14 protein-coding genes and 1 pseudogene are annotated in these 15,006 nt (G+C 61.3%); 12 read left to right on the plus strand and 3 right to left on the minus strand.

What is annotated here, in order from left to right; translation table 11 throughout:
- Nucleotides 1-122 precede the first annotated feature (122 nt).
- Complete coding sequence (locus P5703_RS09635) at nucleotides 123-2,720, minus strand: AAA family ATPase (protein ID WP_023100447.1); 2,598 nt, start codon at nucleotides 2,718-2,720, stop codon at nucleotides 123-125.
- A gap of 179 nt (nucleotides 2,721-2,899) precedes the next feature.
- Between P5703_RS09635 and P5703_RS09640 the strand changes: the two genes are divergently transcribed.
- From P5703_RS09640 to P5703_RS09650, 3 genes and pseudogenes are all read left to right on the plus strand, one after another.
- A complete protein-coding gene (locus P5703_RS09640; protein ID WP_031691316.1) occupies nucleotides 2,900-3,880 on the plus strand; it encodes an IS5-like element IS1384 family transposase in 981 nt (326 codons plus the stop codon).
- Between the two features lie 275 nt (nucleotides 3,881-4,155).
- Nucleotides 4,156-4,278: pseudogene (locus tag P5703_RS09645) on the plus strand (GlxA family transcriptional regulator); the annotation flags it as partial.
- Nucleotides 4,279-4,437: 159 nt separating this feature from the next.
- Nucleotides 4,438-5,973 carry a sigma-54 interaction domain-containing protein gene (locus P5703_RS09650; RefSeq protein WP_285590149.1) on the plus strand — a complete coding sequence of 512 codons (1,536 nt, stop codon included), beginning with the start codon at nucleotides 4,438-4,440 and terminating at the stop codon, nucleotides 5,971-5,973.
- Between the two features lie 35 nt (nucleotides 5,974-6,008).
- On the opposite strand, the gene P5703_RS09655 is transcribed toward P5703_RS09650, so the two are convergent.
- Complete coding sequence (locus tag P5703_RS09655; protein WP_162492206.1) at nucleotides 6,009-6,188, minus strand: hypothetical protein; 180 nt, start codon at nucleotides 6,186-6,188, stop codon at nucleotides 6,009-6,011.
- Here P5703_RS09655 and P5703_RS09660 point away from each other — a divergent pair.
- From P5703_RS09660 to P5703_RS09700, 9 genes are all read left to right on the plus strand, one after another.
- Entirely contained in the window at nucleotides 6,187-6,735 is a 549-nt protein-coding gene (locus P5703_RS09660; RefSeq protein ID WP_023100451.1) for an OsmC family protein, read from the plus strand. The genes P5703_RS09655 and P5703_RS09660 overlap by 2 nt on opposite strands.
- Before the next feature lie 80 nt (nucleotides 6,736-6,815).
- Nucleotides 6,816-7,898: an acyl-CoA dehydrogenase family protein gene (locus tag P5703_RS09665; protein WP_078451026.1), complete on the plus strand. Its 1,083-nt coding sequence runs from the start codon at nucleotides 6,816-6,818 to the stop codon at nucleotides 7,896-7,898.
- Nucleotides 7,895-9,232, plus strand: coding sequence for an FAD-dependent oxidoreductase (locus tag P5703_RS09670; RefSeq protein ID WP_023100453.1), 1,338 nt, complete (start codon nucleotides 7,895-7,897; stop codon nucleotides 9,230-9,232). The genes P5703_RS09665 and P5703_RS09670 overlap by 4 nt, the downstream gene beginning before the upstream one ends.
- A 27-nt stretch (nucleotides 9,233-9,259) precedes the next feature.
- Complete coding sequence (locus P5703_RS09675; protein ID WP_023100454.1) at nucleotides 9,260-10,654, plus strand: ABC transporter substrate-binding protein; 1,395 nt, start codon at nucleotides 9,260-9,262, stop codon at nucleotides 10,652-10,654.
- 10 nt (nucleotides 10,655-10,664) lie between these two features.
- A complete protein-coding gene (gene ntrB, locus P5703_RS09680) occupies nucleotides 10,665-11,516 on the plus strand; it encodes a nitrate ABC transporter permease (RefSeq protein WP_023100455.1) in 852 nt (283 codons plus the stop codon).
- Entirely contained in the window at nucleotides 11,506-12,411 is a 906-nt protein-coding gene (locus P5703_RS09685; protein WP_023100456.1) for an ABC transporter ATP-binding protein, read from the plus strand. The genes ntrB and P5703_RS09685 overlap by 11 nt, the downstream gene beginning before the upstream one ends.
- A 25-nt stretch (nucleotides 12,412-12,436) precedes the next feature.
- Nucleotides 12,437-12,886, plus strand: a complete 450-nt coding sequence (gene cynS / locus P5703_RS09690) for a cyanase (protein ID WP_023100457.1) — start codon at nucleotides 12,437-12,439, stop codon at nucleotides 12,884-12,886.
- A 33-nt stretch (nucleotides 12,887-12,919) separates the two neighbouring features.
- Nucleotides 12,920-13,816 (plus strand): sulfite exporter TauE/SafE family protein, encoded by an 897-nt coding sequence (locus tag P5703_RS09695; RefSeq protein WP_023100458.1) that lies wholly within the window; start codon nucleotides 12,920-12,922, stop codon nucleotides 13,814-13,816.
- 8 nt (nucleotides 13,817-13,824) lie between these two features.
- Entirely contained in the window at nucleotides 13,825-14,628 is an 804-nt protein-coding gene (locus P5703_RS09700) for an MBL fold metallo-hydrolase (protein WP_023100459.1), read from the plus strand.
- Between the two features lie 120 nt (nucleotides 14,629-14,748).
- Here the strand turns inward: P5703_RS09700 and P5703_RS09705 are convergent, their stop codons facing one another.
- Entirely contained in the window at nucleotides 14,749-14,997 is a 249-nt protein-coding gene (locus tag P5703_RS09705; protein WP_224965662.1) for a nucleoside 2-deoxyribosyltransferase, read from the minus strand.
- Nucleotides 14,998-15,006 lie beyond the last annotated feature (9 nt).

The raw sequence follows: 15,006 nt of genomic DNA on the forward strand, positions 1-15,006 counted from the left end.
AGAGCGCACACTAGCGGCCAGAACGGGACATTCGCCCCGATAACCAGAGACTTAGAACTTGACTTCGCCATCACAGCAGGTGAGCCGCGACTACAGGCACGGCTCACCTATCGGCAAATACCCTATACAACGCGCCCCTTGAACTCATCCATCCACGTTACAAGCTCCAACACATCTTGCTCGAAAACGTCGAGCTCAACTGGGACTTGAGGCAGTTCATCTGCCTGTGAGTGCTCGTACATTGAGTAAGTGGTCATCAGCCGATCAAGGTAATCGCAGTCGACAGCCGTAACCTTGGCGACTCCTCTTAATTTCCCTTTGGTCATGACATCCCTTCTGAATCGAGCAACGACATCGTGCAGAAGGATGAACTCAACCGTCCGCTCAAGGATAATCCGGAAATCACTACAGGCACTCTTCACGGCCAGGTCATATCCATCCGCATCGGCCTGAGCCTGAAGTTTTTTTAGCTGCGGAATAACCTGATCTCGAATTACATTAATAGCCTTGTCGGGCCTGGCATCACGCAAGTTGTGCTGCGCCAAGATTCCCGCGACCTTATTCAACCGCCGAAGCGATAGCACTGTGTGGTTGATCTTTTGGTTGCCTGGGTTCTCCGCATGCTTTTTGAGCGCAGATTCGACCAGAGCGATCAAAGATAGGCGGTGCGTGAAGATGATGACCTGTCTAGTCTTCGCCAGCTCAACTAGCCTGGCCACAACCCGCTCTTCGAAGTCCTGATCCAGGGAGGAAATCGGATCATCGAAGATGAAAGGAGCTAGCTGGTTAGAGCCAGTTGTATCTGCCAGAAACGCGGCCAATGCGACGATTCGCGCTTCACCCTCGCTGAGTACGACCTCAGGTGAATGATTTACCCGAGCCCCGACAAGAGTGAGTCCAAAGGTGATTACCCCCTTTCCTTGAGCCTTGCTCTGCGGTGCCACGGGTAACCGACTACCACCAAGCATTTTCAACTCGGCAGCAAAACGAGCCTGATAGCCAGCGTCAAGTTCAGTTTTCGCGAGCTCATTGCGCTTGGTCGTCAGAGCATTGGTTGCGGTCAGCCTCGCAGCTTTATCCAGCAGCTCCATCGAGGCCAGCCGCTGACGCTCCGCTAGGATGGCCGGCTTGTTCTCGGATAACCACTGTAGCGCCTTGAGCTGCCTCACCCGAGTTTCGAGCTCTTGCCGCTTACCATCTTGCTGCAGTTGAGTAAGGTCGGCTTCCTCTACGAGCAGATCGGCAGCGCGCTTTTCCAAGGCATTATCAATAGCTTCCCAGTCGAATCTCAATAGGTCGACCGCAGCAGCACATTCAACAAACTGAGCACGCCTGCTTTTCAATGACTCATACCAGCTACGAGCAACCAGTTCGTCGAACTGCAGCTGAGCCAATCTTGAGATCCAATCTTCAATGGATGGTAACTGGACTATTTCCGCAACAAGAGCTGCATTAGCGCTTTCTTTAGTTTTTGCCGCAGTCTCGAGGCCGGCAGTAACGAATGATTCGAAACTCTTGAGTCGTGATGCGGCGTCTGCCGTAAGCACCTGTTGGCATAGCACGCAGTGCGCACCATCCGAGGTCACAGGGAACTCGTGGGCAGGGTAAGCATTAGCAACTGAGTAGTTGCGCGCCTGCTCCCACATCAGCATCCAAGCAGCCTCGCCAACGCCCTGGAGAGGCGCATTGGCGAAGGCCTGTTGCGCGACGTCATTGGCTGCCTTCCTAGCTACCGCTGCATCACTCTTCGACTTGAATAGCGCAGCAGCTTTCTCATCCGACAGGCCCTCTTTCAGAGTGCGCATCGCCTGCCTAATGCTGTCGGTCGCAACCTTCTCTTTTCCAATGGAAACTAGTCTGCCCGCAATGTCCTTTTCCGCCAGCAGGCCTTCAGCCTTGATCCGTTCTTCATCCAACTCTTTAGGGAATTGGCAATACGCTTCAATTTTCTCGGCGGAGACCGAAGCCTTCAAAGAGGCCAGCCAGCCTTTTCCCGCAGTGTCTGCCAGATCAGCGGGAAACTGTGGAAGGGAGCTGACAAGCTTTGCCTTCTCAGAGGCCAGCTCCGCAGAAACTTTGTCCGATACCTGAATGAGCAGAGTGATGAACCGCATGCTGCTGGGCTCGTAGCTCGACTCTGTTTTCCCCATGTATTGAGACGCGGCCTTTGAATCGAATACCTGCGCATGTTTAAGTTGAGGATGCGGCTCGGCATTAGGCTGCCAGTTGATATCTCGGGGGGTGCCATCGATAGTGATTCGGCATTGCGCACTGCATGCGTGCTCCTCATCGCTGAAGACGTTTGGACGGATTTCATCCTTTGAGCGCGACCCACAGAGCTGTTTGAGCAGCCGGGCATAACCACTCTTCCCCGAACCATTTTGGCCGTAAATCACGGTCAAGCCGCCCGCTCCGAACTGAAGAGACGCGCCCGGCTTGATCGCATTAACGCCAAAGACTTGGCTAACCCCTTCAACTCTAACGACCGGCCGTACGGTTGCTGCAGAGAATGATCCCGGAGCTACGTTCGCGAATCCCGGATCCTGCTGCTTGGCAGCCTCGAGCTTGCAGAGGCGAACTAGCTCGGCAAGCTCCTCCGCATTAGGCGGCCGCTTCTGCTCGATGAGCTTCTTTGCCGCTGTCTGTAGCCAGCGACCTCGCTCGCTCAACCACTTTTCGAAATCGTCTACGTACACCACTCCGTTAGCCAGACTCGACATCCCTGATCTCCGCATTTATGGGGTAGAAACAGTCATACCACGGCCAAGTATCATCACTCCAGCAGTCGTCTCCACTGACCGGCCAAATGAAGTGCAGGTCGTGGGCACTAGCTAAGGAAACTCTGAAAAAGACTTTCTGATTTGGCAAAATACCGCGACCCCACCCACCGAGTTTCCCGATGAAGCAGATGACCTTCGTCGACGCCGAGTACGCTGGCAAGCGCAAGCAAACCCGCAAGGAGTTGTTCCTGATCGAGATGGATCGGGTGGTGCCGTGGAAGGGCTTGATTGCTTTGATCGAGCCACATTATCCGAAGGGTGAAGGTGGCCGTCCGGCCTACCCATTGATGGCGATGCTGCGTGTGCATCTGCTGCAGAACTGGTTCGGCTACAGCGATCCAGCGATGGAGGAAGCGCTGTACGAAACCACGATCCTGTGCCAGTTTGCCGGGCTGAACCTGGAGCGCATCCCCGACGAAACCACCATTCTCAACTTCCGCCGCTTGCTGGAGAAACACGAGCTGGCGGCCGGCATCCTCGCTGTCATCAATGGCTATCTGGGCGACCGCGGCCTGTCGCTGCGCCAGGGCACCATCGTCGATGCAACGCTGATCAATGCGCCCAGTTCGACCAAGAACAAGGACGGCAAGCGCGACCCGGAAATGCACCAGACCAAGAAGGGAAACCAGTATTATTTCGGCATGAAGGCCCACATCGGCGCCGATGACGAATCGGGTCTGGTGCACAGCGTAGTGGGCACGGCGGCCAATGTGGCGGATGTCACCCAGGTGGACAAATTGCTGCATGGCGACGAAAACGTGGTCTGCGCCGATGCAGGCTACACCGGTGTCGAAAAGCGGCCCGAGCATGAAGGACGTGAAGTTATCTGGCAGGTGGCGGCACGCCGCAGCACCTACAAAAAACTCGATAAGCGCAGCGTGCTGTACAAAGCCAAGCGCAAGATTGAAAAGGCCAAGGCTCAGGTGCGCGCCAAGGTCGAGCATCCGTTCCGGGTAATCAAGCGCCAGTTCGGTTACACCAAGGTGCGCTTTCGCGGCTTGGCCAAAAACACGGCGCAACTGGTGACACTGTTCGCTCTGTCGAACCTGTGGATGGCGCGCCGACATTTACTGACGAATGCAGGAGAGGTGCGCCTGTAATGCGGGAAATGGCCACCGGAGTGGGGTCCGGGTGGCGAAAACGTAAGAAATACTCGTCGAATTGATTGTTTTTTGATCATTTGGCGAGTTTAAAAGTTGCGCCAGGTGGTATGCCGGGGAAATACATGGCTACTTCAGACCATCCCTAGCTGCCGAAAGCGCGCGACAAGCGCCCGCCGTTAAGGCTGAGTTTGGTCGTTGACTTGAAGACTTCCTAACTGGACTTGAGCAGCAGTCGCTGCTTGACGATCACACACAGTGTCGACAGCAGGCCCTTGGACGTCATTGCACGCGAAACGGGTTTTCGCGACCGACGCCATATGCGCGAGGTTTTTGTCCGCGGATTCGGCGTGCCACCTCAGGCCGTCAGAAGAGATGTGCGAAAAATGCCCGCTTGATACCGCAGGTCCGCTAAGGGGGGTTTTTGCGACGAGCACGAACATTGCTTCGCTTAACCCCAATACTGACGCATCGTTAACGCCTTACGAGGAACGCCGACCATGACCAGCGGCGACAAGGAACCGGAGAACTCCCCCGTTTTCTGGCGAACTCAGGAAATGTTGCTGCTGCAACAGGTAACCGCACTGGCGGGGCGAGATTTCTCGCCCGACACCGTGCTGCGGGAGATGCTCCACCTGCTGTCCGAGCTCCTCGGTTTGAACCGTGGGCGAATCGTGCTGCTCGACGAGTCAGGGCAATCGAGCCAGATCCGTTATGCCTATGGCTTGACCGCAGACGAAATCAGTCGTGGCCGCTATACACACGATGAAGGCGTGACGGGGCGAGTGCTGGCGCGCGGTCAGTTGATCATCGTTCAGGACATCGATAACGATCCGCTGTTTCTGGGCCGCATGGTCGCGCGTAACAACCTCCCCTCCGGGCCGGTTTCCTATATCGCATTACCGATCCAGATCGGCCAGCGCACCATCGGCGTACTGGCCTGCCATCGCATCCGAAGCCGCGCACGCCCATTGGCAGATGACCTCACCATCCTGCGAATCCTGGCGACGTTTGCCGGGCAGATCCTCCATTTGGAGCAGCACCTGCGAGAAAAGACCGAGGCGCTCGAGCAGCGCAACGCCCTGCTGGCCCGGGCACTGGAGACCCGCACCAGCCGCTACGGGATTATCGGCAGCGCGCCCCAGCTGCTGCGCGCGCTTTCAGAACTGGAACGCGTTGCCAATACCACCGCAAGCGTGTTGCTGCTCGGCGAGTCGGGCACCGGCAAGGAGCTGTTCGCCCGTGCGCTGCACCTGTCCAGCCCCAGACGGGACAAGCCGTTTATCCGCGTCAATTGCGCAGCCATTCCCGATTCGCTGTTCGAGTCTGAGTTGTTCGGCTACGAGCGGGGCGCCTTCACCGGGGCGCAAACGGCCCGTGCCGGCTGGTTCGAGCAGGCAGATGGCGGCACCATTTTCCTCGATGAGATTGGCGAGCTCCCGCTGGCCATGCAGACCAAGCTGCTTCGCACGCTGCAGGAGGGCACCATCACCCGCCTCGGCGCTAAGCGGGAGCTGCACATCGACGTCCGGCTGGTGGCGGCCACCAACCGTGATCTGGAAACCGAAGTCGCTGCCGGCACCTTCCGCCAGGACTTGTACTACCGGCTGAACGTTATCCCGATACGGCTGCCCTCGCTGGCTGAACGCCGGTCTGATATCCCCGTGCTGGTGCTGCACTTCCTCAACCGGATCAACCAGGCCAACCAGCGAAACGTCAGCCTAAGTGCCGAGGCGATCAAGCGTCTGCAGCGGCACGCGTGGCCGGGCAACATTCGCGAGCTGTCCAATGTCATCGAGCGAATGGTGCTGCTGGCCGATCACGCCCTGTTGAGCGCAGCGGACGTCGACCGTTACCTGCCGCGGGAGAACGAGCAAGCTGCGCCGACACCTGCCCTGGCCACTCCACCACCCAGCCCCCCGGCCTATATCGAGGACATCCGACCTTACGTCTCGGTCGCCTCCCATACGGCCGATGCGCTGCGCCAGGCGCTGGACCGCTGTGGCGGAAACAAGACGCGCGCCGCTCAGCTGCTGGGCATGACCGCGCGACAGTTCCACTATCGCTGGCAGAAGCTGGTAGCCCATCGCTGAGACCGAACACAATGTCGACATTGTTCACGTTGTGTTCAGTCGCAGGCCGGCTCGGCAAAGTAAGTGCTCGGGCGAGAGCCAAACACAGAAATTATAACCGATTGATTTAAAAGTACTTTTTCGAGAATTTCGACAGCTGGCATGGCAGTTGCAATACCCCGTTCAGCCAGGGCTGACATTGCGTCGGTTCTGATGAACTGAATGGAGAACACCATGAACGCACCTGCACCTACCACCGTTAAATCCTACCTGCGACCGATCGATCGCGACGGCCTGCTGGCCTTCGCCGAGAAAGGCCGCAACAACCCGGCCAGCCGTGGCACCAACAAGGTCCATACGGTCATGCAGGGCATCTACCGCAGCCTCAGCTATGTCGGTGACCACGAGGCCGTTGTGGTCGACGAGCCGCTGCACCTGTTCGGCGAAGACACCGCGCCCGCTCCGGGGGAGATCGTGCTCTCCGGGCTGGGTGGCTGTCTCGCCGTAGGGATTACAGCAGTGGCCACCTGGAAGCAGGTCAAGCTCAGCAAGCTGGAAATCTTCCTCGAAGCCGACATCGGCAACCCGGCGGCGTGGGGCGCCGGCGGCGCGCCGATGCAGCCCGAGCAGATGGGCTTCCAGGAGATTCGCGTAAAGGTCCTGGTCGAGGGTGACGCCACTCGCGAAGAGCTCGACGAGATCGTCAAGCACGCCAACTTCTACTCGCCCGTGGCCAACAGCATGCGCAACCCCATTCCGTTCAGCATCGCGCTGGCCGACTGAGTCACGCATCCCAGGAGGTCGCCATGAACAGTGTCGCCGCGCCCGTTGCTGGGCTAACAACCAGCACGAACGACAAACCCATGCTCCAGCGAGTATCCGAGATAGCCGGCGGGCCTCTCGCCGAGGCCGCCAGCCGTATCGACCGGGAGGGTTACTACCCGCTGGACATCATGGCGCGCCTCGCCAAGGTGGGCGCGTTCGGCGCGCATCTGGACCGGCGCGGGGCCGACTTTGGGCTTGCGCTGGCAGCTACCAGCGAGATCGCCCGCAGCTGTGGCTCCACCGGTTTTCTCGCCTGGTGCCATAACGTCTGCGGCCTGTACATGGAGCAATCGGAGAACCCCGCTCTGCTGGCTCGCTTGAGCGATCACGTCGAAGGCCGTCGCTTCGGCGGTACCGCCCTGTCCAACCCGATGAAGGCCATGGCCGGCATCGAGCCGATGCTGTTGCGCGCACAGCGGGTGCCAGGCGGCTACCGGGTGAGCGGTTCGCTGCCCTGGGTCAGCCACATCGCCCCAGGGCAGTACTGCGGCGCGATCGCAGGTGTCGACCGCGCCGATGGCAGTCGGTCCCACGAGATCATGTTCCTGCTCGATCTGGATGAGCGGGTCGAGCTCAGGCATTGCCCTGAGTTTTCCGGGATGGAAGGCACCAGCACCTGGGGTATCCGCCTGACCGACTACTTCATCGGTGAGGACCAGCTCATCGCCGACCCCGCCGGGCCCTTCGTCAACCGTGTACGCGCCGCCTTCATTCTCCTGCAGGTCGGCATGGCGACCGGCCTGGTGCAGGCCAGCCTGGATGCAATGAACGAGGTCGAGCCGGTACTGGGGCACGTCAACCAGTTTCTTCATGACCGTCCCGACGTGCTCCAAGCCGAATTTGCAGAGCTCAATTCACGGGTCGCCGAGCTGGTGCGTACCCCTTACGAAACCGACAAGGACTTCATGCTCGACGTGCTCGATGCGCGCGTGCAAGGCGCCGAGCTGGCGCTGCGTGCGACCCAGTCGGCCCTGCTGCACCAGGGCGCGCGCGGTTACCTGATGAGTGCCGGGCCACAACGGCGCATCCGCGAGGCGCACTTCGTGGCGATCGTCACCCCGGCGATCAAGCACCTGCGCTACCAGATGAACCGCCTGATGCAGGAGGCCCAACCAGCATGAGCGCAATCACCCAAGCCTGGCGGCAGTTCATCTGCCGCGCCTGTGGCCTGATCTACGACGAAGAGACCGGCGATCCGGACAGCGGGCTGGCGCCCGGCACCCGCTTCGAGGATATCCCGGATGACTGGGAATGCCCGCTTTGCGGCGTGACCAAGCTGGACTTCGAACCCTACGTGATGCGCGAGGCGCCGGTTGCCGTGGCGATGCCGGTCGGCCCCCGCGAGACAGGCATCGTCGTGGTCGGCGGCGGTCTGGCCGGCTGGTCGGTCATCGAAGCCATCCGCGCCATCGATCAGAGCACCCCCATCACGCTGGTCAGCGGTTGCAAGGGCGACCTTTATCACAAGCCCGAACTGTCCGTTGCGCTCAGCCGCGGTCAGTCAGCCGACAAGCTGGTACGTGAGCGCGCCGCCGAGGCCGCTGTTCGGCTTGGCGTGCGCCTGCTGCCGGAAACCTTCGCCGTAGGCCTTTCCCCGCGGCTCCGTCAACTGCGCACCACACGCGGCAACCTGAGCTACACCCGGCTGGTTCTCGCTCAGGGCGCCCGCCCCGCCCTGCCGGCCGCGCTGCCGGCCGAGCTCTGCTGGCGCGTCAACCACCTGCACGGCTGGGCCGGTCTGCAGGCGCGGCTGGCCGAGCGCAGCGCCCAGGACGTGGCGGTTATCGGCGCCGGGATGATCGGCTGCGAGATCGCCGAGGATCTGGCGCGAGCGGGTCACCGGGTCACGCTGGTGGATCGTCAATCACTGCCGCTGGCGACCCTGTTGCCCGAGCCGGCGGCCCGCCGTCTGCACGCCGCGCAACGCCAGTTGGGCATCGAGCTGCTTGGCAACGTCGAAATCGCCTCGCTGACCTCGCTTGGAGACGGCCGCAAGCGCCTGCTGACTCGCTGTGGTCAGCGCCGCGACGTGGATCAGGTGATCGCCGCTACCGGCCTGGCCACCGAACCCCGCCTGGCGCGCCTGGCAGGCCTGGACTTCGCACGCGGCATCAGCGTTGACCCCGCCACGCTGCAGACCAGTGACCCCGACATCTATGCGCTGGGTGACTGCATCAGCCTTGGCGGTATGCCCTGCCGCTTCATCGAACCCATCGCCCGTCAGGCGCGAGCGATCGCCGCCCATATCGCCGGCGTGCCGGGCGCGCCCTACTGCCACAGCGACCCCGTCATCAGGCTGAAGACCGCCTCCTTGCCCATCGCCCTGCACGGCATGCCTCGTGCAGACGGGCAGTGGCATGTGGTGCAGGAAACCGAGGGCTTTCTGCTCATGGAACAACGAACCAATGGCACGAGTACGTCAACGCTGCGGGTTGGCCGCGCCGACGCCGCGTGACTGCAGACCAAACTGGAGGGTACAGACATGAGCGACGATAACTTCTTCCGCCCCTATTCGGAGCACACCACGCTGACCGGTTGTGCCTGCGGCAAGCACGAAAGCCCCGAAGCGCATGACCGCGCTGCGGAACAGGCGCGACTGGCGCGATCGCTCGACCGGGATCTCCTGTCTCAGGACTTCGTCGAGGCCGCGGCGGTGCGCGCGCTCTTTCCCAACGACGTGACGCGCCGGCGCTTTCTTCAGGCGGTAGGTGTCGGCACGGCAATGGCCGCGATCTCCAGTGTGCTGCCGCTGACGTCACTGCAGGCGATGGCCGATGAGCGCGGGCCGCTGGAAAAGACCAACCTGAAGATCGGCTTCATCCCGATCAACTGCGCCACGCCGCTGATCATGGCTGACCCGCTCGGCCTGTATCGGGAGCAGGGCCTGTCGGTAAGCCTGCAGAAGACTGCCGGCTGGGCACTGGTGCGCGACAACATGCTCAACGGCGAGCTGGACGCATCACACATGCTCGCTCCCATGCCGTTGGCGATCAGCATGGGCCTGGGCTCGAATCCGCAACCGATGCGGGTCGCCACCATCCAGAACATCAACGGCCAGGCCATCGTGCTGGCGCTCAAGCACAAGGAAAACCGCGACCCGAAGAACTGGAAAGGCTTCAAGTTCGCCATTCCCTTCGAATATTCGATGCACAACTTCCTGCTGCGCTATTACCTCGCCGAGCACGGGCTGGACCCGGACCGCGACGTGCAGCTGCGGGTGACGCCGCCGGCCGAGATGATCGCCAACCTGCGGGCCGGCAACATCGACGGCTTCTTCGGCCCCGAGCCGTTCAACCAGCGCGCCGTGTATGACCAGGTCGGCTTCATTCACGTGCTGTCGAAGGATCTCTGGGATGGCCATCCCTGCTGCTCCTTCGGTGTATCCGAAGCCTTCATCAAGGAAAACCCCAACACGTTCGCCGCGCTCTACCGCGCCATTCTCAACGCCGCCGCCATGGCTCAGGACAAGGCCCAGCTGCCGACCATCGCCAAGGCGATCTCGACGCCGAATTACCTCAACCAGCCGGAGACGGTGATCCTCCAGGCGCTTTCCGGGCGTTATGCCGATGGCCTGGGCCAGGTACAGAACGAGCCGCAACGCTCCGGCTTCGATCCCATGCCCTGGTACTCCATGGCCACCTGGATGCTGACCCAGATGAAGCGCTGGGGTTACGTGAAGACGGATGTTAATTACAGCGCGCTGGCCGAGCAGGTGTTTTTGCTCACCGACGCCCGCCGACAGATGGCTGCGCTGGGCATGGCCGAAGCCGAGGCTCAGCCGGCCAGTGGCTACAAGCCGTTCGAGGTGATGGGCAGGCCATACGATCCGACGGACCCGGACGACTACCTGGCCGGCTTCGACATCCGCCACGCATGAGGACCCGACCATGAACAATCATCTTCGCCTGAAGGCGGCGCTGGTCTCAGTATTGTTGTTGGCCGTGCTGTTGCTGGTCTGGCACGCGGCCACCCATACGCCCGCCCAGCAGACCGAGGCAAGCGCGGCTGACGCCGAATACGCCGCGCTCATGGGGCAAGCGGCCGAAGCGCCGAAGAAGGACGGCTTCCCCACGCCGGCGCAGTTCTTCGAACTGGCTGGCCAGCAGCTGAGCGAACCCTTCTATGACCGTGGCCCGAACGACAAGGGCATCGGTATCCAGCTTGCGCATTCGCTGGGCCGCGTCGCGCTCGGCTATCTGATCGCACTGGCCGTGGCGATTCCGCTCGGCTTCGTGATCGGCATGTCGCCGCTCCTGTATCAGGCACTCAACCCCTTCATTCAGGTGCTCAAGCCCATCTCGCCGCTGGCCTGGATGCCGATCGCGCTCTACACCATCCGCGATTCATCGGTTTCGGCGGTGTTCGTGATCTTCATCTGCTCGATCTGGCCGATGCTGATCAACACCGCGTTCGGCGTAGCCGGGGTGCGCAAGGACTGGCTGAACGTCGCCCGCACGCTGGAGGTATCGCCGCTGCGCAAAGCCTTCTGCGTGATCCTGCCGGCCGCGGCTCCGACCATCATCACCGGCATGCGCATCTCCATGGGTATCGCCTGGCTGGTCATCGTCGCGGCCGAGATGCTCATTGGCGGCACCGGCATCGGCTACTTCGTCTGGAACGAATGGAACAACCTCTCCCTGGCCAATGTGATCTTCGCGGTACTGATGATCGGTGTCATCGGCATGCTGCTCGATCTCCTTTTCGCACAACTGCAAAAGAAGGTGACCTATGTCGACTAAAACCTTCCTCAAGGTCGAAGGCCTGAGCAAGCGTTACCAGCCAAGCCAGCCTCCCGTATTCGAGAACATCAACTTCAGCCTGGAACAAGGCGAGTTCGTCTGCGTGATCGGCCACTCCGGTTGCGGCAAGAGCACCATTCTCAACGTACTTGCCGGCCTGGAAGAGCCGAGCAGCGGCGGCGTCGTCATGGCCGGCAAGGAGATCGCCGGGCCCAGCCTCGACCGCGGTGTGGTGTTTCAGGGGCATGCGCTGATGCCCTGGCTGACGGTCGAGCAGAACATCGCCTTCGCCGTGAAGTCCCGGCACCCGTCCTGGTCGCGCCAGCAGATTGCCGAGCATGGTGCACGCTTCATCGAGATGGTCGGCCTGACCGGCGCTGCGCAAAAGAAGCCGGCGGAGCTGTCCGGCGGGATGAAACAGCGCGTCGGCATCGCCCGAGCCTTTGCCGTCGAGCCGAAGATGCTGCTGATGGACGAGCCATTCGGCGCACTCGATGCGCTGACCCGCGGGGTGATCCAGGACGAACTCGTGAAGATCTGCGCGGCGACCCGGCAGACCGTGTTCATGATCACCCACGATGTCGACGAGGCCATCCTCCTTGCCGACAAGGTAATGCTCATGAGCAATGGGCCCAAGGCCCGGATCGCCGAAATCGTGATCAACACGCTACCTCGCGAGCGAACCCGCGAAACCATTCATCACGACCCGCAGTTCTACCGAATCCGCAACCACCTCGTGGACTTCCTGGTGCGTCGCTCCAAGACCATTCAGCAAGGTGGCGAGGGCTTGGGCGGTGACCAGCCGCTGATCGTCCGCCCAGGCCTCGACGATACCGACCCACCTCCACCAGACCCGCGAACGCAGCAACCGCTGCGCCGCATTCACGCTGTTTGAATTCACCTACAGAAGGAACCGATCGATGATTACCGACCGCGCACAAGTTACCCAAATGATCATCTCCGCCAAGGTGACGCAGGGCATCAAATGGAGCCAAGCCGCCGAGGCCATAGGCAAGAGCAAGGAGTGGACCACGGCCGGCCTGCTTGGGCAGATGGCCTTCGACAAGCCCCAGGCCGAAACGCTTGGCAAGCTGTTCGGCCTCACCGACGAGGCCGTGGCCTGGCTGCAGATCGTGCCGTACAAGGGCTCGCTGCCTACCGCCGTGCCGACCGACCCGCTGATCTACCGCTGGTACGAGATCGTCAATGTCTATGGCAGCACCATCAAGGAGCTGATCCACGAGGAATTCGGCGACGGCATCATGAGCGCCATCGATTTCTCCATGGATATCCAGCGCCAGCCGGACCCGAAAGGCGATCGCGTGAACGTGGTGCTGTCGGGCAAGTTCTTGCCCTACAAGAGCTACTAACCGCGCGGCCTTCCGACCCCCTCGAGCTTCCGTATGCAGGTTCAGCGCGCCGCGGCCATCGGCTGCAGCGCCGATCCGGCGTTCATCCTGGCCCAGCGGAGAACCCGTATGGATCCACTATTGCTTGGCGGCTTCGCCGGCATGCTGGTTGGCCTGAGCATGGGGCTGACCGGGGCTGGCGGCGGTGTACTGGCGGTTCCGGCCCTGACGATGGTGCTGGGGCTGGACGTGCATCAGGCCGTACCGCTTGGCCTGCTCGCGATCGGCAGTGCCGCGCTGCTGGGAAGTCTCGATGGTTTGCGCCACGGCTTGGTGCGCTACCGGGCGGCCCTGTTCATGGCGGCGATCGGTGTGCTCACCGCATCGCTCGGTACCCGCCTCGCCCAAAGGCTGCCGACCGACGCGGTGATGCTGCTGTTCTGCCTCGTACTAATCAATATCGCCGTGCGGCAGTGGTCGCAGGGCATGAAGCCGATCGCATCCGGCATCGCTGACGCTGCCCTGTTCAAGCCGTGCCGGCTGGCCCTGGACAAGGGGCGCTTCCGCTGGACGCCCCGTTGCTTCATGCATTTTGCCGCGATCGGCGCCTCGGCCGGATTGCTCACTGGGCTACTCGGGGTCGGCGGAGGATTCGTCATCGTTCCGTTCATGCGGCGCTACTGCGAACTCGGCATGCAAGGGGTGGTAGCCACCTCGCTTGCGGTCATCGCGCTGGTTTCGCTGGTCAGCGTCGGACAGGCGTTGCATGCCGGGATCATCGTGCCCCCGGCAGGCTGGCTATTCATCGGCGCGTGCGCGCTCGGCATGGCAGCCGGGCGTCTGGTGGCGGCGCAGTTCAGGGCGCGCACCCTCCAGCTCGGTTTCGCCGCGCTTGCCGCTGGCGTGGCCCTGGCGCTGGGCGCGCGCAGCCTCATCCACCTGCTCGCTTAGGAACCCTCATGAGTCTGGTTATTCGCTCGTTCTTCGATCCGGTCACTTCGACCTTCACCCATGTAGTTCATGCGTCAGGCCAGGCGCAATGCGCCGTGGTCGATGCAGTGTTGGGTTACGACCCCGTCACTCGCCTGACCGATACGCAAATGGCTGATCAGGTGAAAGCCTATATCCAGACCAGTGGGCTGCAGCTTCAATGGTTGCTGGAAACCCATGTGCATGCCGATCACCTGTCGGCCGCCAGCTACCTGCGCGCCGAACTTGGCGGGCGTATCGGCATCAGCGGCCGCGTCATGGAGGTACGCTGCACGCTCGCCGATCGGTACGGCCCGTTCCAGCAGAGGCCGTACGACCACCTGTTCGCCACCGACGAGGTGTTCTACATCGGTCCGCTGCGGACACAGGCGCTCGCCGTGCCGGGCCACACGCCCGCTGACATTGCCTACCTGGTGAATGATGAGGTTGTGTTCGTTGGCGACACGCTTTTTCCACCGGACGTCGGCACAGCGCGTTGCGACTTCCCAGGGGGCAGCGCCAAGATACTGTATCGTTCCATCCAGCGTCTGCTGAGTTTGCCCGCGCATGTACGGATGATGATGTGCCACGACTACCCACCTCACCACCGCGCCCTCATTGCCGAGTGCACCGTTGCCCAGCAGCGTGAAGGAAACATCCATATACGCGATGGAATTTCAGAAGCAGCATTCCTAGCGATGCGTACAGAGCGCGATGGGAAGCTATCAGCCCCGCGTCTCTTGGAGCCATCCATGCGAGCAAACTTAGGCAGCGAACAACCTGAGCGATATTAGCCGAAGCAAAATGCCGATAAACCGCACTGACGTAGTCATCAGTAATGGTGCAGTCGGAGCCCTCAATCATTTTCTGACCCTGCTCGGACTCATTCTCGGCATAGAAAACGACGGGCTTGTTCAAAGCTCGGGCGTAACCAATCTCGAAATCGTGCCCGAGTCGAGGCCATCGCCGATTGCAAAATGCACATCGCAGTTGCGCAATCCTTCGAAGTCTTTTTTCACAACGTCTTCTGCGGTGCCCAGGCCGACATCGTGGTAGGGAGAGAAGACATCGAGGCCCATGGCTTTCAGGTCCCGGCGAGCCTGCCCGACTACCCAGGGTTCTTCGAGCGTGAAGAACGGGCCAGCAAGGTAGACTTTCGGCACGTAGCCATC

Origin of the sequence: Stutzerimonas sp. FeSN7, from assembly GCF_030263795.1 — a bacterium.
GTDB classification, from domain to species: domain Bacteria; phylum Pseudomonadota; class Gammaproteobacteria; order Pseudomonadales; family Pseudomonadaceae; genus Stutzerimonas; species Stutzerimonas stutzeri.